This is a genomic window from Candidatus Nitrososphaera sp. 86-2 (genome assembly GCF_056726185.1).
The window spans coordinates 2,108,084-2,124,714 of sequence record NZ_JBWZON010000001.1 but is presented as its reverse complement, the minus strand read 5'-3'; the positions used below and the strand labels follow the sequence as shown (position 1 = coordinate 2,124,714).

The window sequence follows — 16,631 nt, the reverse complement described above, 5'->3', positions numbered from 1 at the left end:
AAAAGCTGAACTAAATGTGACTATAGGCCGCAGAGAATTGGTATGAATTGCAAGAACGCGGTCTACTCCAAGCAGGCGGCGTATGGTAAGGAGCTGAGAGCGGCGCTCTTGACGCTGATGCTCAATGAGAGCCTGCCACTCTAGTTATTTGCGTTTGCCGCTTACCAGGCTGATGTACTCATAGGCGCCCACTGCATTGTCAAAGGCGTACTGTACCTTCTGGAACTCTTTGCGGAATGATGCAACGTCCTTGTTAACCTTCTTTGTGTCCTCCTTGTCAACGACGACGCGCTTTATGAACTTGGCAATGTCCTTCATCTCGCCGGCCTTCATTCCGAGCCTAGTTACCTCCGGCACGCCTATCCTCACGCCTCCCGGATGCATATAGTGCCTGCCGGCCTTGATGTCGCCCGGCAATAATTGCCTGTTGAGTATGATGCCTGCCTTTTCCAGATCCTTTTCGATGGTGCCGCCGTCGCCAAACTTTGTCACATCAACTGCTATCTGGTGCGACATCGTGTAGCCGCGTTTCTCCCCCAGTACGCCAAAGCCGTACCCTGCAAGCGCCTCTGCAAGAGCTTTTGCATTCTTTATCACTTGTTTTGCATATTGCTTGCCAAACTGCAGCGATTCTGCCAGCGCAATCGCCTTGCCTGCGACATGGTGCAGGTGGTGGCTCGACGTGTTGCCCGGGAATATCCCCTTCTTTATCGCCTCTGCGTGCTTTTCATATGATACAATGATGCCACCTTGCGGCCCCCACAGCGTCTTGTGCGAGCTCATCGTCATCGAGTCGGCGCCTTCCTGCAGCGGGTCTTGGAACTCGCCCCCTGCAATCAATCCCGCCACGTGCGCGCCGTCATAGTTGATGTACATGCCGTGGTCGTGCATGAAACCGGCAAGCTCTTTTACCGGGTGCGGAAACAGGAACAATGAACCGCCGAACATGCCCATCCTCGGCGCCCTGCCGTCGCGGGCCATTTCCTCTATCTTTTTCTTTGTGGCGTCGACGTCGATTGTCATCTCTTCCTTTGAAAACGGATAGTGCTCGATGTTGAGGCCGTGCACGAGGCCGGCGGTCCCGGCATGCTCCTTCTTGCCGTGGGAAATGTGCCCTCCTGACGGAATGGACGCTGCCATCATCCAGTCGCCCGGGCTTGAAAACGCGGCATAAATTGCAAGGTTTGCGACGACGCCCGAAGTCGCGCGGCAGTCGGCAAACTCGGCCCTGAACACCTTTCTCGCAAGTTCGTTGCAGATAACCTCTACCTGGTCGATGTACACACACCCTGCATAAACGCGCTCGCCGGGCCAGCCTTCAGCATAGCGGTTGCCAAAGTCGGATATTACAGCCTCCCTCACGGCGGGGCTTGGGATGTTCTCGCTTGCGATAAGCGGGATTGACCTGTTGAACCACTTGTGATGCTCGCGCATCAGACTAAGGACTTCGCTGTAGGCTTTACGCGCACTCATAGTTGGCTTTTTGTGGGCCGGAATGTCCTTAATAGTATATCGCTTCTTTGGCCGCGAACGCCCTGACCACCTCTGTCCACGCGGCGCCAATGTTTGCTCGGTTGTAGCCCCCGCCGCCGACAGCGATTATTCTGCCGTTGCAGTGCTTGTGCGCCAAGTCGTGCAGCACTTGCGCCGCGTGGCCGTGCGCGCGTGCGCTGTAGCGCAGGTCAGTTATCGGGTCGCCGGCAAGGCTGTCTGCGCCGCAGTTTAGGAATATCAACTCTGGCCTGCACGAGTCGACAAACTCTTCCACTTTTGCAAACGCCTTGAAAAACTCGCTGTCGCCGGAGCCGGGTTCAAGCGGTATGTTCAATTTCGTTCGTGTTGCCTCGCCTTTCCCTGTCTCGCTGGCAGAACCGGTGCCCGGATAGATGCCGTGCTCGTGCACGTCTGCAAAGAACAGCAGCGGATCACTTTCAAACTCGTAGAAAATGCCGTCGCCGTGATGCGCGTCAATGTCGACGTACGCTATCCTCTTTATCCCGTACTTTTTGCGCGCCTGAATTATTGCGACTCCGACGTCGTTAAAGACGCAAAAGCCGCCGGCAGAGTCGCGCCTTGCGTGATGCAGACCGGCTATCGGCACGAACGCGTGCTCTATCTTCCTTCCTACCCTGTCCCTTCCCTGCATTACCATGTCAAGTGCCGCAAGCGCCGACCCGACGACGTACAGCGTTGTTTCAAAGATTCCGCGAAAAGACGGAGTGTCGCCCCTGTCAAGGGGGATGCTCCTGCATTGTTTCGATGCCATTTTTACCAATTCAACATAGTCGCGCTCGTGAAACAAAAGCACGGCTTCCTCTGTCGTCGTTTCCGGCTGCTCGACAACAATGTTTGCAATATTCTCATTTTGCAGTTTCGACCAGAACGCGTAGATGCGGTCTGTACCCCACGGATGCGACCCGCCAAACCCGTAGCGGGCCAGCTCATCGCCGAAAAACACGGCAGTGTTGCACATGCCACAGATGGTTTGCGGCTATGGCAAATCAATCTTTTTATCCCCTGTTCGCTGCACAGCTGATAGTACATGTTCACCGGCATCGTGGAGGGCCTTGCAGAGGTAAGGTCTGTTGCACGGGCGACAAAGGGCGCCGACACTGCCATCAGCATCAAACTTGGCAGGATGGCAAAAGGCCTCAAGGTGGGCGACAGCGTTTGCATAAACGGCGCCTGCCTCACGGTGACGAAGCTGCAACAAGGCGAGGCGCTGTTTGAAATGGTCGCCGAGACTGTGCGCCGCACGTCGCTTGGCGGGATAAAGCCGGGCGACAAGGTGAACATCGAGCGCAGTATGAGAGTCGGCGACAGGTTGGAAGGGCATTTCGTGTTAGGCCACGTGGACGGCACCGCGGCCATTGTTGAGAAAATCGAAAAACCGTCAGAAACTACGATGTGGTTCAAGCTCGACAGCAAGGCGCTCGCAAGCGCGCTCGTGCCAAAGGGGTCGATAGCGGTGGACGGCATCAGCCTCACCGTGGTCGATGTCGATGGGGCAAAGTTCTCTGTTTCGCTGATACCTCATACGCTGGATATGACGTCGCTTGGATTAAAGAAAAAGGGCGACAAGGTAAATATCGAGACGGACGTCCTTAGCAAGTACGTAAGCAAGAGCCTACCAAAACACTAGTAGTTACCATTCTTTTAGTAATGTATTAATAACTATGCTGCCAAGCCTCACTGTTGCCACTGACCGAAGCCATAGAGGCGCTCAAGGCCGGCAGGTTTGTGCTGGTCCACGACGACAAGGGGCGCGAAAACGAGATTGACATGGTAGTAGCCGCAGAGCACGCCACCCCTGCGCATGTTGCCGCAATGAGGCAGGACGCCGGTGGTCTTCTCTGCCTTGCAATCGCAAACGAAGTGACAAGCAAGCTGGGCCTCGTCTATATGCACGACATGATAGCAAGCATGGGCAAGGTCAATCCTGTCTTTTCAAGGTTGGTGGAGGGCAGGGCGGCGTACGGCGACAAGCCCTCGTTCTCAATCTCTGTGAACCACCGCGACACATTCACAGGCATAACCGACCGTGACAGGGCCCTCACAATATCCGAGATGGCCAAGGTCTGCAAGAGAATAGACAATGGCGGCATAGAGGATTTTGCCAGAAACTTCAGGGCGCCCGGCCATGTGCCCATATTGATAGCCGCAAAGAACCTTCTTTCCGACAGGAACGGCCACACGGAGCTGTGCGTCTACCTAATGAAATTGGCAAACATGACGCCGGCGGTGGCAATATGCGAGATGATGGACTCACAGACCCACGGGGCGCTATCGATAGAGAAAGCCTTGGTGTACGCCAAGAAATCCGGCATTCCTCTTGTAGAGGCAAGCGAACTTAAGGAAGCTCACCAGAGAGCCAAGGTGGCATAGAAAGTTTGCAGCTTGCAATAGTGGTATCAGAGTTCAACAGCAAGATAACGCTCCACATGCTGGAAAAGGCAAAAGAGCAGGCCAAGAGGCTCGGCGCCAAGGTCTCTTTCGTCGTGTACGTGCCCGGCGCCTTTGACATGCCGCTTGCAGTCGAGAAATTGCTGAAAAAGCGCAGCGTCGACGCAGTTGTCACGCTGGGCGCCGTAATAAAGGGCGACACGCGCCACGACGATATTGTCGCGGAAAACGCATCGCGCCTCATTGCAGATCTTTCGCTAAAGTACGCCAAGCCGGTCGCGCTAGGAATAACCGGTCCTGGCATGACTGCAGAGCAGGCAAGGGAACGCCAAGATATTGTGCCTGCTCGTGCTGTGAATGCGGCAGTCAACATGGCGATGCGCCTTGCAAAGCTAGAAAAAACGGCAGGCCGGGGAACTGTGGTGGTAATAGATGATTCAGCTTACAATCATTAGGATAGAGGGCTATGGCCCCTGGACGCTCACGCTGGGCTACGACAGGGAGGCGCAGCTGCAGATGCTGCAGGCAAGAATCTACCACGATATGCAGCGCCTCTTCCATGAAAAAGATTCCCTCGTCTATTTCAACCGCTTTGACGAGTATTTCGCAATCACAAACGGCATGTCGGTCGCAGAACACGCGGAAATCGCGCACGCACTTGCGATCCTTTACAAGGACCTAAAGATGTCGATGGCAATCGGGGCAGGCAAGACCGCGCTTGAAGCCAGCATGACCGCGTACAGCGCAAGGAAGGAGAACAGGCTTGCCGACGTAAAGGCAAGGATATTCGGCTCCGTAGCAGCAGCCGGCGATGAGATGTCGGCGCAGATAATGCACATCGATGTCGACAGCTCGACGAAACTGACCGGCCGGCTGTCGCCGTACGAAGTAACGGCGCTTGTTATGAAGCTGTACGGGAGGCTGGCAGAGGAGTTTCTGAAACTCGATGCGCTGACGTTCTTTCTAGGAGGCGACAACTTTATGGTAATCTCTAACGGCGTGACAGGGGCGCAGGCCGACAGCGTGATAAAGAAGGTGACGGCAGGGCTTGACGTCAAGTTCAACTGCGGAATCGGCATCGGCAGAAACGGCCGAAGGGCCGCAGAAGCGGCTACAAAGGCCCTCGACACGATCCGCGACATGCGCGACGAAGGCAAGATCCAGACGATCTATGAAATACGATGCTAGTAGTAATTGAAAACGCAAGCATTCTCCTTGGCGAAAACCTAGAGCACATAGAGCGCGGCTACATCGAGATCGAAAAAGGAATCATCAAGAGCGCGGGAGAAGGCCGCTCTTCTGTTCGGGGAAAAAAGGTGCTGGACGCCGGCGGCTTTCTCGTTATGCCCGGCTTTATCAATGCGCACACCCACATTGCCGACTCGATTGGCAAGGACATCTCGGCAGGAAACAAGCTTGACGCGAGGGTGCACCCTGTGTTTGGGGCAAAGAAAAAGATCCTCGAAAAGAGCCCGCCAGCGCACCTTGCCGCGATGATAAAAAGCTCGGCCGTCTCTATGCTGCAGAAAGGGATAACGACGTTTGCTGATTTCCGCGAGGGCGGGCCCGAAGGCATCAAGCTCTTGAAAAGCGCGATAGCCGGCCTGCCGATAAAGTGCGTCGCGCTCGGCAGGGTCGACCACTATTATGCCAACCCCGCGGGAACAGAGGGGCTGCCAGAAAACGCAGTTGCCACCGCAAAGCAGGTGCTGGAAAACGCCGACGGCCTCGGCATCAGCGGCGCAAACGAGAACACTGATGCTGCTCTTGAGCAGTACGGCGAGATTGCGGCTGCAAAGCTAGTTGCAATACACGCGGCCGAGTCGGCCGAGACGGTCCAGTTTTCCCGAGAAAACACCGGCAAGAGCGAAGTCGAGCGCATAATGCGCCATCTAAAGCCAGACATACTGGTGCACATGACACACGCCACCGGCGACGAGATGTCGCTTGCAGCAGGCAAGGCCGGCATCGTGGTGTGCCCGCGTGCAAATGGCATCCTTGGCGCCGGCCTGCCCCGCGTCGCAGAGATGTCAAGGCGCGGCTGCCTCGTCGCTATAGGCACGGACAACGTGATGCTCAACTCGCCGGATATGTTCCGCGAGATGGACTACATATGGAAGGCATCGCACGCGCAGGGCGACTTTATTGAGCCTCGGGAACTGATCAAGATGGCGACTGCAAATGCGGCCAAGATGCTTGGCCTTGACACCGGCTGGGTAGCACCCGGCAGAGTAGCGGACCTTCTGTTCATAGACAAGAGGCACGCCGACCTCTATCCCATGCATGACCCTTACGCGGCCATCGTACACAGGGCTAGCAAGGACACAGTGCGCGCCGTGATGGCCGCCGGCAGGCTCGTTTCAGGAGAGCTGTTATCATGAAAGTTACGGTAAATGCCGCGATGACGATTGACGGCAAGATAGCGACGGCCTCAGGCGACTCTACAATCTCGTCAAAGGAAGACCTGAAAAGGGTCCACAGGCTTCGCGCCGGCTCTGACGCGGTGGTGGTGGGAATATCGACGGTGCTTGTCGACGACCCGCAGCTGACAGTCCGGCTTGTCAGGGGCAGAAACCCGGTACGCGTGATTGTAGACAGCAGGGGCAGAATACCAAGCGACTCGCAGCTATTGCGCACCGCGCGCGAAATAAGGACACTGGTTGCCGCAAGCAAGCAGGCAAGCGCAGCCGACATCGAGAGGATAAGGGAAACCGGCGCCGAGGTCACAGTGGCGGGCGACAAAGCAGTCGATATCAAGGCACTCTTTTCTAAACTTGAAAAGAAGATGGGATTCAAGAAAATCCTGGTCGAAGGTGGGGGCGAGCTCAACTGGTCTGTTCTGAGTCTCGGCCTTGCAGACGAACTGATACTAACTATAGCGCCAAGGGTCGCCGGCGGCCGGCTTGCCACCACGCTCGTCGAAGGCGACGGCTATGACGCCATATCGCAAGGCCCGAAATTCCGTCTTGTGCGCGTGCAAAAGACGGGAGCCGGCGAGCTCGTCCTCTTTTACAGGATGGGTAAAAATCCATAGCACTTTTTAACATGCGCCCGCACTGAAAACCGGATGCCCAGATTCCATGTAGGAAAGGCCGGCGACGACAACAACAGCAGCAAGTTCGAGATCGATGTAGCGTCGCTCACAAGGCATGCCATCATCCTTGGCGCCACCGGCTCTGGCAAGACCGTGCTCTCAAAGGTGCTCGTAGAGGAAGCCGCATTGCAGGGCATCCCGACTTTTGCCATCGACCCCAAGGGCGACATCGGCAACCTTGCGTTCAAGTCCTCGACTTTTGATTTCTCAGAATGGTCTGAAAAAGAGGCCGACGCGCTGAAAATAGACAGGACAGAGTACACCAAGAGCCTGCAAAAGGCATACTCTGACCGGATGAAAGAATTTGCAGTCAGGCCAGACGCACCGGCGGAATTTGCAAGAACCGTCACGGTACGGATATTCACACCCAAGTCATCTGCCGGCCTGCCGGTCGGCATCTCGCCGGACCTCTCTGGCCCAAAGGATTTTTCTAGGCTTTTGCAAAATGACGTGTCGGCAGCTGCCGACATTCTCGACCTCACCTCGCACAACCTGCTCAGGCTTGCTGGCTATAGCGAGGGCGACAGAAAAGAGATAACTTTCGTTTCTGCCCTCTTGGAAGATGCCTGGAAGTCCGGCCAGTCAATTACGGTAAAGGACCTGATAAGGAGAATAGAGAGCCCACCAATCAGCACGGTGGGCTCACTTCACGTATCTGACGTCCTTGGCGACAAGGACCGGCGCAAGCTTGCTACCCGGATAAACCTGCTGATCTCAGACCCCAAGCTGCGCTCGTGGTCCGCGGCAGATTCTCTTGACTTTTCCAAGCTGATGAAGGGCCCGTCGATAAACGTGCTTGACCTGCGCAACATCCAGTCAGAGCAGGAAAAGCACCTGTTTGTAGAGCTTGTGCTCCAGCAGCTGTTCCAGTGGCTGATAAAGCAAGGAAGCGCCCAGACGCTGCGCTACCTCCTGTATTTTGACGAGATAGCAGGCTATTGCCCGCCCGTCAGGGAGCCTCCGTCCAAAAAACTGCTCCTCTTGCTGATAAAGCAGGCAAGGGCGTTTGGCCTCGGGCTATTGCTTGCAAGCCAGAACGCGGTCGACCTCGACTACAAGGTGATTTCAAACGCCAACGTGCGGTTCATAGGCAGGCTTGGCGCGCAGCGTGACATACAGCGCGTGAGTGTCGGGCTGGAGCTGGACTCGTTTGCAGAAAAAGAGATCTCGCGACTAAAGGCCGGCGAGTTTTTCTGCAACACGTTTGACCCCAAGTTCCGGGGCGTGATAAAGTCAAGGTGGACGCTCACCTACCACCGCGGGCCCCTTGAGAATGGCGAGATAGCCGAGCTTATGGAGGAAATGAAAGAGGAGGCTAGGCCAGCAGTGCAAGAAACAGCAGTAGAGGAGGCCGAGACTAAAGTTGAAATATCAACAGAAGGGCCAGCGGCAGAAGAAAAAGAAGAAGTTCAGCTTTCCGCTGCAATGCCAGAGCAAGAAACAACCCGCAACGATGTCCTGACAGCATCAGGCGAGCATTCTACGTTTATGCAGCTGGAGAAAAAATTCGAGCCAAAGAACCTGCAAAGCTTTGCCAAGCTCGGCAACAATGTCAGGTCAATGAAGGTCCTATCGGTAGAGCAGGAGGAGGTCTTTCACCCTGTCTTTGAGCTGAGCGCTTCCGTCTTTGAAAAGGGCTTTGCCAAGCATTCGCTTGACAAGTTGCAGGAGCTTGCCGCGTTTGACGGCCAGCTTGTTCCGCTCCCGGCGCACACGCTCGTACCGCAGAGGGTGGTTCCTACAGAGGCAAGGCGCGAGGCGGAAAAATGGAAGGACGAGCTTGAAAAGAGGACAGCAACTCTCAGGGCGGACCTTCAGGCTAAGTTCGACGTCATCATGGAGGAAAAGCGGATAGAGCACCTTGCAGAAAAGCAGTCAAGGCCGAAGGCGAAGATGGCTGACATCGACGCAGGCATTGCTCGGCTGCAGGAGGCGCTAAATGCCGAGCTTGACTCGGTAAAGGAACAGGAAAGGTTGCATAGGCAGCTAAAGAAGGAAAAGGCCAAAAAATCGAGGCTGATATCGATAGAGAACCGGATAGAGACGAAAAAGCAAAAGGCAGTCACCACGAGGCGCAAGATAGAACAGCTGCACACGGACAGGCAGGCCCTTGAGGATAAGCTCGCCGAGATGGAGCAAGAGGAGAACGAAAAATTTCACGACGCGCTTGCGCAGGTCAAGAGCAAGTCTGGCTTTGCGGTCGCCGGCTGGCTCGTCGAAACAGTGTACCGCGCAAGGATGATTGTAAACGATAAAAAAGAGCATGCAGGCGACGTGCGGTGGAGCTCGTACACCGGCAGGGGCACGTGGGGCCGCTGCTCTGCCTGCTCCATTCCACTAGAGTCCGGCTCGGCGTGCAGCTGCGGAAGCCTGATGTGCAACCTCCATCTTGCCTACTGCAAGGCGTGCTTGGAGCCAGCGTGTATGGACCACCGCGCGCTATGCTACATCTGCAACTCCACCTTTTGCGCACGCCACAGCATTAGATGCGAAATATGCGGCCGGCTCGCCTGCACGAGCCACAGCGGCACGTGCAGCGTGTGCAGCAGAAAAGCGTGCAACAACTGCTCGCAAAAGAAGGGCCTGATAAAAAGGGAAACCATTTGCCGCTCGTGCTCGTCATCATCATCGTTATCAGGGTGAGCAGTCGGTAAGCATGTTCTCGCCCGTGCGCACCGCCATGCAGCCTTTGAGCGCGGCGGCCTGCTCAGGAGTTGGCGTCATCGCTGCCGTTGAAGAAGGGGCAGGCTGCTGCTCGTTTGAGATCGCGGCCGCCACAAAGCTTGCCATGAAAAACACGAGCGATATGGCTATCATGAGGAGCAGGAGCATCCTCGACTTGTTGCTGGTGGCGCTCACACGTACACTTGGCGAAAGCAATTAGTAATCTTTTCTATGGGCTTATATTGCAGCCACTCGTGATAGCGCTCAATGTCCGGCTCGCCTAGCTCGTACCGTGACAGGATATACATTGTCAAGGACATCATACTGAAACTGATAGAATACGGCGAGCTTAATCAGACGGCGCTTGTCAGCTTTTGCGGGTTGAACCTGAAAAAACACAAGCCAATACTAGAGGAGCTTGAGGCAAACGACCTCATCGAGAGGCAAGAGTCCACCGCAGGCAAGCGCACCGTGACCATCTACCGGCCCACGCAAAAGGGCCTGCAGTTTTGCAGGGACATACTGGAGCCGTACGAGCGCATGTTCCCCCGGAGAAAGGACGATAAAGGCTCCGGCTCAGCTGATACTAATACTATGTCGATGATGTCGATGCTAATCCTGCTCTAGGCCGAACTTGGACGCTATCTTTTTGTCCATTTCTTCCTTTTCCTTCTGGTACTCTGCATAGTGTTTTTTCCATGCGCTAATGGAGTAGTACTGGCGTATTCCTGTCGCAAGCCAAATGAGCGAAATTGCATTTACCGCGCCAAGAAACACACTCAGCACCAACCCAAAGTCGTTCTCTATCTCAAGTACTGCAAAGAACGAAGGGTGGAGGAAGAGGTATGCGGAAAGCGCTATTGCCAGCGGCGCAAGGACAATAGCAGAGACAGAGACTCCAAGCATTACCTTTCTTATGCGTTGTATCTGCTCGATAAAGTCGTCCAGCAGGTTCAGGATGCTCTTTCTCGGCGCGCTCAGGTCGTCGTCGCTGCTCAAGCAAACCACATCCCGTCATGCTGACTCATTAACTTATCCTCCTTCCACTGTTATGGTGCCCTTCATTTCAGGGTGGATTGTGCAATAATAGTCAAAGTTGCCCACTTTGTCTGCCACAAAGCTCACCGTCTCGGATCCAAAATAGCCAAGATCCTGGGTGTGGACGTTGAACGCGTCGATGTTAAAGTTGTGCTTCGAGTGCGTGTCATAGTCCTCGTTGATAAAGTGGAACGAAACTAGGTCGCCCTTTGAATATACATAATTGGGGTTAATCTGCGTGCCGCTGTTGCCAGTGTTCCTTATGCCCTTGACGGCGCCCGATGTCTGGCTGAGGTAATAGAAGCCGCTCTGGCTGTGGGTGGCCTTGATATAGTCGTTCTGGGGAAATGCCAGCACCGGCGCGGTGCTATTAGCCGGCACGAGGGCGCGATAGCCAAAAAACCCTACAATCGAAATTATTGCTGCAATCGCGCCATATACCATAACCCTGTTTCTCGTAAACCTAGGCTTGGGGCGCTCCTTTTGCTTTTTCATGTATGTGTCTCTGTTTCCGCAAATCGGTATTTAGGCCATGATGAACATAGTTAACCAACCCAAGTCATCGTTTTTAAGGTCGCCTGCGGTATTTCCGGCAGGAATGTTTGAAAACGAGCATACCCTGCGCCGGTTTCTGGCCGAAAAGGCGGAAGGCCAGTTCCACGACAGATACGAGCGGGCGCTTGAAGCCGCAAGGTCAGAGTTTGGCAAGAAATACTCGATGGTGATAGGGGGCAAGCAGGTACTGACAGCCAAGACCGCGCCCCACGCCTCGCCAATAGACACGAGGGTAGTGCTCGGGCACATGCCGGCGGGGACTGCGGCCCATGCAAGGCAGGCAATTGCATCTGCCAAAAAGGCGTTTGAAGAAGAAGGTTGGGGCAAAAGCCATTGGCAAGAGCGGGTAAAGATATTCCGAAAGGCGGCAGACCTTATGAGCGAGCGCAAGTTCGAGCTTGCCGCATGGGTCTCGTACGAGAACGGCAAGAACCGCTACGAGGCCATAGGCGATGTGGATGAGGCGATAGACTTTGTGCGCTACTACGCCGAGGAGGTGGAGCGTAACAACGGCTTTGAGGCGCCTATGAAAAGCGCCCAGCCAAACGAAAAGAGCAAGAGCGTCATGAAGCCCTATGGCGTGTGGGGTGTTATAGCTCCGTTCAACTTTCCGGCAGCGATACTGACCGGCATGACTACCGCGGCGCTTGTCACGGGCAATACCGTGGTGGTCAAGCCGTCAAGCGACGCGCCGATAACCGCATTCCAGATAATTCAGATTTTCCAAGAGGCGGGCCTGCCGGACGGCGCCCTCAACATGATATTCGGCCCTGGCGGCACTGTGGGCGCCGAGATTGTCAAGAGCAAGGATGTCTCTGGGATAGTGTTCACTGGCTCTCGCGATGTGGGCTATTCGATGGGCAGGCAGTTCAGCAGCAAAAAGCCTAGGCCGCTGATAGCAGAGCTAGGGGGCAAGAATCCTGCCATCATCACGGAAACGGCGGATCTTGGCAAGGCGGTGGACGGCGTTCTAAAGGCAGCGTTTGGCTATTCTGGCCAGAAATGCAGCGCGTGCTCGCGCGTCTTTGTGCACAAGAAGGTCAAAGACGAATTTTTGCGCCGGCTGGTGGAAAAGACAGAGGGCCTGCCGGTTGGAAACCCGCTGGAGCAGAACACATTCATGGGGCCGGTCGTAAACGAGGGCGCCTACAAAAAGTACCAGCAGTACGCCCGGTTAGCCGGCAGAGACGGCAAGGTTCTTGCGGGAGGCCACGTACGGAAGGACGGCGAGCTAAAGCACGGTTACTACGTAACGCCGACCATAGTCACGGGCCTGCCGAAAAAGCACCGGCTCTTTCAGGAGGAGATGTTTGTGCCGATATTGTGCGTCACCGACTATGAGAAATTCGACGACGCGCTACGCATGGCAAACGACGTGGACTATGGCCTTACCGCCGGCATCTTTACTGGCAACCAGGGCGAGGTCAAAAAGTTCCTCGACCTCATCGAGGCCGGAGTCGTGTATGTGAACAGGCAGGCAAGCGCGACTACGGGCGCGATGGTGGGATGCCAGCCTTTTGGCGGCTGGAAGGATTCCGGCACAACAGGCAAGAACACAGGAGGCCCGCACTACCTCACTCAATTCATGCGCGAGCAGAGCCAGACCATAGCAGATTAGCTAGCTTTGTACAAGCGACCTTGCAAGAAGGAGCAGGTTGCGCTTACGCTCCCTTAGCCTCCGTACAGAATAGGGAAGCCACTGGCTTCCGTACGGGATGTATTCCGAGACCGGCAGGCCCCTTGCGATCAGCCGCGACTTTAGCTCGTCGCGGATTCCCATGAGCATCTGGAATTCGCAATTGTCTGCATGAAGATTGATAGCTTCATTCACAAGTCTGTCGTCGTGGGTGGCGACTGCGAAAAATCTACCGCCTTCTGCAAGCATCTTTAGCAGGTGCGAGTAGTTGCGGTCGACCTCTTCTATAGTGGCAAAGGCGTGCTCCTCCGGCTCGTGGTACGCGCCCTTGACCAGCCTGACCTTGCCCCCGTGCTCTATTATGTGCAGGATGTCCGCGCCGCTCCTGCGTAGGTACGCCTGTATCGCCACGCCCGTCATGGGATGGTCCTTCAATACCTCCAGGTAGATGGTTATCGTGTCCTCTGTGAATTTCGCCGACTCCATATCAATCCACAGAAACTGGCCCAGCTCGCTCGCCTTTTTCGCAAGCAGGAAAAAGTTTCGCAGGCACGTGTCATAGTCGACTGCAAGCCCAAGCTGTGTCGGTTTGGCAGACACGCAGCCCCTGATGTTCTTTGTTTTCATCAGGTCCATCAGCGAGAGGTATTCTCTGACTGCAAGCTCGACTTGTGTTTTGTCGCCAGCGTCCTCGCCGAGAAAGTTGAGTATCGCCGACATGCCCCGCCTGTTGGCATCTTGGGCCGCGCCTATTGCATCGTTGGCAGAGTAGCCGGCGACCCATTTTTTTGCGACACGGAACAGCAGCCTCTCCATGAGGGTAGAGTCGTAGCTGTGCGAATGGAGCGTCTGCGCAGTCATGGTACACCTACCCGTTTCATCGATATAATTATTCGTCAGAAGGAGTGGAGACGTGCATCAGCGCATGGATTTGAAAGCAAAAAGCCGTCAATAATCTTAAATCTGTTTTGTAGATAATTGTAAAACATGACCCTGAAAAACGCGCAATTTGCAGCCACGACACAAGGCGACCCTCGCTGGGCGTCAGTCGTCACCCGCGACCATGGAGCAGACGGCGCGTTTTACTACTCTGTCAAGACCACTGGCGTGTACTGCCGTCCTTCATGCCCCTCCCGCCTGGCAAAGCCGGAGAACGTCCGCTTTCATGCGACGCGTCAGGACGCCGAGAAGGCCGGCCTGCGCCCCTGCAGACGCTGCAAGCCCGACCAGCCCATGCTGGCAGAACAACATGCGGCCAAAGTCGCTCTAGCCTGCCGGCTCATCGAGGAGTCAGAGAGCGCGCCCAGCCTCAAAGAGCTGGCAAAGAATGCAAAAATGAGCACGCACCATTTTCACCGCGTGTTCAAGGCAGTAACCGGCCTCACGCCGAGAGAGTACGCGATGGCACACCGCGCAAAGCGCGTCCGGGATGAACTTGGTCGCACCGGCACGGTGGCAGAGGCCATCTACGGCGCAGGATACAGATCTAACGGGCGGTTCTACGAAACTTCTAATAAGGTGCTGGGCATGACGCCTTCAAGCTACCGCGCCGGCGGCGCAAGAACAGATATACGCTTTGCAGTGGGCGAATGCTCACTCGGGTCTATCCTCGTCGCGCAGACCGAACGGGGCGTCTGCGCAATCCTTCTGGGCGACGATCCAGACGAACTGGCGCGCGACCTGCAGGACATGTTTCCCCGCGCAAATCTCATCGGCGGCGACGCAAAATTCGAGCAGGTCATCGCAAAGGTGGTCGGCTTTATCGAGGCGCCGGCGCTCGGGCTTGACCTGCCGCTGGACATCCGCGGGACTGCGTTCCAGCAGCGCGTCTGGCAAGCATTATGCGAAATCCCGGCCGGCTCGACTGCAAGCTATGCCGACATCGCAAACCGCATCGGCTCTCCAAAAGCGGTCAGAGCTGTGGCCCAGGCGTGCGCTAAAAATTCTCTTGCGGTGGCAATCCCGTGCCACCGTGTCATAAGAAACGACGGCGCGCTGTCGGGCTATCGCTGGGGCGTGAAGCGAAAGCGTGCGCTCTTGAAAAGAGAAAGGCGCAGGGATTAAGAGAATCTCGCGGCCGATTTCGGCATGTCAGTATAACCAAATACATGCTGCGGTTAATTCGGTGCTGGATTGCAGATCGCATGGATGGGCTAATGCCATATCTTGCGAAAGCGGTCAGCTTCTACGGAACCAAGGGTATTGCCGCCCGGAATGTTTCTCAGTAACGCAAGTCACTTCGGATTGTCTCTCCTGCCGCCGTCCTATTGTTGCGGTATGTTGTGTTGACATTTGCGAAAGAAGGGAAATAAGAGAATAAAAGCACGAAGAAAAACCGTATTGAGCAGCTTATAATTTCTATATGTATTATGATCAGGAATGTAAGTTCTATCTGATTTTTTCGATTAGTGTCCGCATATTAACTTAAATATTTACTTTTTCAGTATTTTATGAATGTTCAAGCATTTTGTGACAAGTCCCGTAGAACAAAGGAAAAGTAAACCCAACCCTTTCTATTGCCATACCTGTTCAGAAATTGCTACAACAAAGGCATTCTTTCAAGAAAAAGATGTGATTGTAATGCGGAGATATTGTGACAGCTGTTTGTCCAAGGCAGAATACGACGTCCCTTCACTTTGAAAGAAAATCTTCGCAAGTTAGCATGTATCGACGAGATCCTCCTTTTTTCTTTCTTGAACGCCATTATTTCATGATGGATTGGCGGCTATCAACAGCTGTGATAACAGTAAGTACCTAGCCTTTGTAGGCTCGTACGCAAAAATGAACGTATAATTATCAAGGTGCGGCAAGTGCCGTGGTGATGACGATAATAAGCGCCCTAAAGGATGCCTGCCGGGAGGTTCATGCCCACACGCGAGGCATCGCCGGGACTGTGCAGGGCAACAGGCAGGTAGGAAGAGGGGCAGGAGGTGACATTTCGCGGCGAATCGACATCTTGGCTGAAAAAACAGCCATCGAGGTCTTGAGAAGACGAGGCATCGATTCTACGATTATTGGCGAAGAATGCGGAAGGATTGAAGGAAAAAAGACCGGCGTCGTAATAATGGACGCAATCGACGGAACAACTAATGCGTCGCGACGGATCCCCTTTTACTGCTGTTCGTTAGCGTATGCGACTGATTTTCGGCTTTCCACTGTTACGCACGCTGCTGTGATAGACCTTGTCAGCGGAGACCTCTACTACGCGTCAAAGGGCAGGGGTGCATTTTGCAATGGAAAAAGGATCAAGGTAAGGGAGGCCGGCGAGGACACTGTTGTTTCAATGAATGTGTCCGGTATTGATGATGACATAATTAGAAGGCTGTCGCCTGTAATGAGTAAAGCAAAACATGTACGGCTCTTTGGCGCAGTTGCCTTAGAGATGTGCTTTCTTGCGCGCGGATGGCTTGATGCATCTCTTGACCTTCGTGGCAAGATACGGCCGACAGACATTGCAGCTGCTTATCTAATCATAAAAGAGGCAGGTGGAAAACTCTACTCTGAGGATGGCAAGGAACTTGATGCAGGCCTTGACACCAGGACACGCATGTCGTTTGTAGCACTTGCCGAGGACAATACCAACGGCATATTATACAGTCTTTCTGAATCAATTTTCAAGAATAGTTAGTGAATAATTTGTTGGGAACCTTGCTACATGCTCATTATTCCTCACATCTGACTCGCTGGAGAGCGACTTAGGAGTGGCTCATGAGCTTGAGTGAAAAGGAGATCGTTTAGATG

The 16,631-nt window shown here is 54.6% G+C and carries 17 protein-coding genes; 11 read left to right on the top strand and 6 right to left on the bottom strand.

Annotated features, from left to right (window positions below; all coding sequences use genetic code 11):
• Positions 1–144 precede the first annotated feature (144 nt).
• Entirely contained in the window at positions 145–1,473 is a 1,329-nt protein-coding gene (locus tag ACYOR7_RS12635) for a serine hydroxymethyltransferase (RefSeq protein WP_479914133.1), read from the bottom strand.
• A 28-nt stretch (positions 1,474–1,501) separates the two neighbouring features.
• Positions 1,502–2,473, bottom strand: coding sequence for an arginase family protein (locus ACYOR7_RS12630; RefSeq protein ID WP_479914132.1), 972 nt, complete (start codon positions 2,471–2,473; stop codon positions 1,502–1,504).
• 69 nt (positions 2,474–2,542) lie between these two features.
• Here ACYOR7_RS12630 and ribE point away from each other — a divergent pair, with 69 nt between their 5' ends.
• Genes ribE through ACYOR7_RS12595 form a run of 7 tightly spaced genes read left to right on the top strand, consistent with a single transcriptional unit; the run spans position 2,543 to position 9,640 of the window.
• A complete protein-coding gene (gene ribE / locus ACYOR7_RS12625; protein WP_294808197.1) occupies positions 2,543–3,142 on the top strand; it encodes a riboflavin synthase in 600 nt (199 codons plus the stop codon).
• 53 nt (positions 3,143–3,195) lie between these two features.
• A complete protein-coding gene (gene ribB / locus ACYOR7_RS12620; RefSeq protein ID WP_294808199.1) occupies positions 3,196–3,885 on the top strand; it encodes a 3,4-dihydroxy-2-butanone-4-phosphate synthase in 690 nt (229 codons plus the stop codon).
• A complete protein-coding gene (ribH, locus tag ACYOR7_RS12615; RefSeq protein WP_479914479.1) occupies positions 3,882–4,358 on the top strand; it encodes a 6,7-dimethyl-8-ribityllumazine synthase in 477 nt (158 codons plus the stop codon). Before ribB ends, ribH begins: the two co-directional genes overlap by 4 nt.
• Positions 4,336–5,091: a GTP cyclohydrolase IIa gene (locus tag ACYOR7_RS12610; protein WP_479914131.1), complete on the top strand. Its 756-nt coding sequence runs from the start codon at positions 4,336–4,338 to the stop codon at positions 5,089–5,091. Before ribH ends, ACYOR7_RS12610 begins: the two co-directional genes overlap by 23 nt.
• Positions 5,085–6,284, top strand: coding sequence for an amidohydrolase family protein (locus tag ACYOR7_RS12605; protein WP_479914130.1), 1,200 nt, complete (start codon positions 5,085–5,087; stop codon positions 6,282–6,284). The genes ACYOR7_RS12610 and ACYOR7_RS12605 overlap by 7 nt, the downstream gene beginning before the upstream one ends.
• Positions 6,281–6,937, top strand: a complete 657-nt coding sequence (locus ACYOR7_RS12600) for a 2,5-diamino-6-(ribosylamino)-4(3H)-pyrimidinone 5'-phosphate reductase (RefSeq protein WP_479914129.1) — start codon at positions 6,281–6,283, stop codon at positions 6,935–6,937. The genes ACYOR7_RS12605 and ACYOR7_RS12600 overlap by 4 nt, the downstream gene beginning before the upstream one ends.
• 33 nt (positions 6,938–6,970) lie before the next feature.
• Positions 6,971–9,640: an ATP-binding protein gene (locus ACYOR7_RS12595; protein ID WP_479914128.1), complete on the top strand. Its 2,670-nt coding sequence runs from the start codon at positions 6,971–6,973 to the stop codon at positions 9,638–9,640.
• Here ACYOR7_RS12595 and ACYOR7_RS12590 read toward each other — a convergent pair.
• Positions 9,632–9,856, bottom strand: coding sequence for a hypothetical protein (locus ACYOR7_RS12590; protein ID WP_294807780.1), 225 nt, complete (start codon positions 9,854–9,856; stop codon positions 9,632–9,634). The genes ACYOR7_RS12595 and ACYOR7_RS12590 overlap by 9 nt on opposite strands.
• 72 nt (positions 9,857–9,928) lie before the next feature.
• Here ACYOR7_RS12590 and ACYOR7_RS12585 point away from each other — a divergent pair, with 72 nt between their 5' ends.
• Complete coding sequence (locus tag ACYOR7_RS12585; protein WP_294807783.1) at positions 9,929–10,288, top strand: winged helix-turn-helix domain-containing protein; 360 nt, start codon at positions 9,929–9,931, stop codon at positions 10,286–10,288.
• Here ACYOR7_RS12585 and ACYOR7_RS12580 read toward each other — a convergent pair.
• Positions 10,274–10,660, bottom strand: a complete 387-nt coding sequence (locus tag ACYOR7_RS12580) for a hypothetical protein (RefSeq protein WP_294807786.1) — start codon at positions 10,658–10,660, stop codon at positions 10,274–10,276. The two genes, ACYOR7_RS12585 and ACYOR7_RS12580, sit on opposite strands and share 15 nt — an antisense overlap.
• Positions 10,661–10,693: 33 nt before the next feature.
• Entirely contained in the window at positions 10,694–11,194 is a 501-nt protein-coding gene (locus ACYOR7_RS12575) for a cupredoxin domain-containing protein (RefSeq protein ID WP_294807789.1), read from the bottom strand.
• A 37-nt stretch (positions 11,195–11,231) separates the two neighbouring features.
• Between ACYOR7_RS12575 and ACYOR7_RS12570 the strand changes: the two genes are divergently transcribed.
• Entirely contained in the window at positions 11,232–12,872 is a 1,641-nt protein-coding gene (locus ACYOR7_RS12570; RefSeq protein WP_479914127.1) for an aldehyde dehydrogenase family protein, read from the top strand.
• On the opposite strand, the gene ACYOR7_RS12565 is transcribed toward ACYOR7_RS12570, so the two are convergent.
• Complete coding sequence (locus ACYOR7_RS12565; RefSeq protein WP_294807795.1) at positions 12,873–13,751, bottom strand: proline dehydrogenase family protein; 879 nt, start codon at positions 13,749–13,751, stop codon at positions 12,873–12,875.
• Positions 13,752–13,877: 126 nt separating this feature from the next.
• Between ACYOR7_RS12565 and ada the strand changes: the two genes are divergently transcribed.
• Together ada and ACYOR7_RS12555 are read left to right on the top strand one after the other, a co-directional pair.
• On the top strand, positions 13,878–14,954 hold the full coding sequence (gene ada, locus ACYOR7_RS12560; protein WP_479914126.1) for a bifunctional DNA-binding transcriptional regulator/O6-methylguanine-DNA methyltransferase Ada: 1,077 nt from the start codon (positions 13,878–13,880) through the stop codon (positions 14,952–14,954).
• Positions 14,955–15,711: 757 nt separating this feature from the next.
• Positions 15,712–16,518: an inositol monophosphatase family protein gene (locus tag ACYOR7_RS12555; RefSeq protein ID WP_479914478.1), complete on the top strand. Its 807-nt coding sequence runs from the start codon at positions 15,712–15,714 to the stop codon at positions 16,516–16,518.
• The last annotated feature ends 113 nt before the right edge of the window (positions 16,519–16,631 follow it).

Bases quoted from the DNA above. Each gene is read 5' to 3' on its own strand.
- ACYOR7_RS12635 (WP_479914133.1), bottom strand. From the start codon at position 1,473: ATGAGTGCGCGTAAAGCCTACAGCGAAGTCCTTAGTCTGATGCGCGAG.
- ACYOR7_RS12630 (WP_479914132.1), bottom strand. From the start codon at position 2,473: ATGTGCAACACTGCCGTGTTTTTCGGCGATGAGCTGGCCCGCTACGGG.
- ribE (WP_294808197.1), top strand. From the start codon at position 2,543: ATGTTCACCGGCATCGTGGAGGGCCTTGCAGAGGTAAGGTCTGTTGCA.
- ACYOR7_RS12610 (WP_479914131.1), top strand. From the start codon at position 4,336: ATGATTCAGCTTACAATCATTAGGATAGAGGGCTATGGCCCCTGGACG.
- ACYOR7_RS12605 (WP_479914130.1), top strand. From the start codon at position 5,085: ATGCTAGTAGTAATTGAAAACGCAAGCATTCTCCTTGGCGAAAACCTA.
- ACYOR7_RS12600 (WP_479914129.1), top strand. From the start codon at position 6,281: ATGAAAGTTACGGTAAATGCCGCGATGACGATTGACGGCAAGATAGCG.
- ACYOR7_RS12595 (WP_479914128.1), top strand. From the start codon at position 6,971: ATGCCCAGATTCCATGTAGGAAAGGCCGGCGACGACAACAACAGCAGC.
- ACYOR7_RS12585 (WP_294807783.1), top strand. From the start codon at position 9,929: ATGTCCGGCTCGCCTAGCTCGTACCGTGACAGGATATACATTGTCAAG.
- ACYOR7_RS12575 (WP_294807789.1), bottom strand. From the start codon at position 11,194: ATGAAAAAGCAAAAGGAGCGCCCCAAGCCTAGGTTTACGAGAAACAGG.
- ACYOR7_RS12570 (WP_479914127.1), top strand. From the start codon at position 11,232: ATGATGAACATAGTTAACCAACCCAAGTCATCGTTTTTAAGGTCGCCT.
- ACYOR7_RS12565 (WP_294807795.1), bottom strand. From the start codon at position 13,751: ATGACTGCGCAGACGCTCCATTCGCACAGCTACGACTCTACCCTCATG.
- ada (WP_479914126.1), top strand. From the start codon at position 13,878: ATGACCCTGAAAAACGCGCAATTTGCAGCCACGACACAAGGCGACCCT.
- ACYOR7_RS12555 (WP_479914478.1), top strand. From the start codon at position 15,712: ATGACGATAATAAGCGCCCTAAAGGATGCCTGCCGGGAGGTTCATGCC.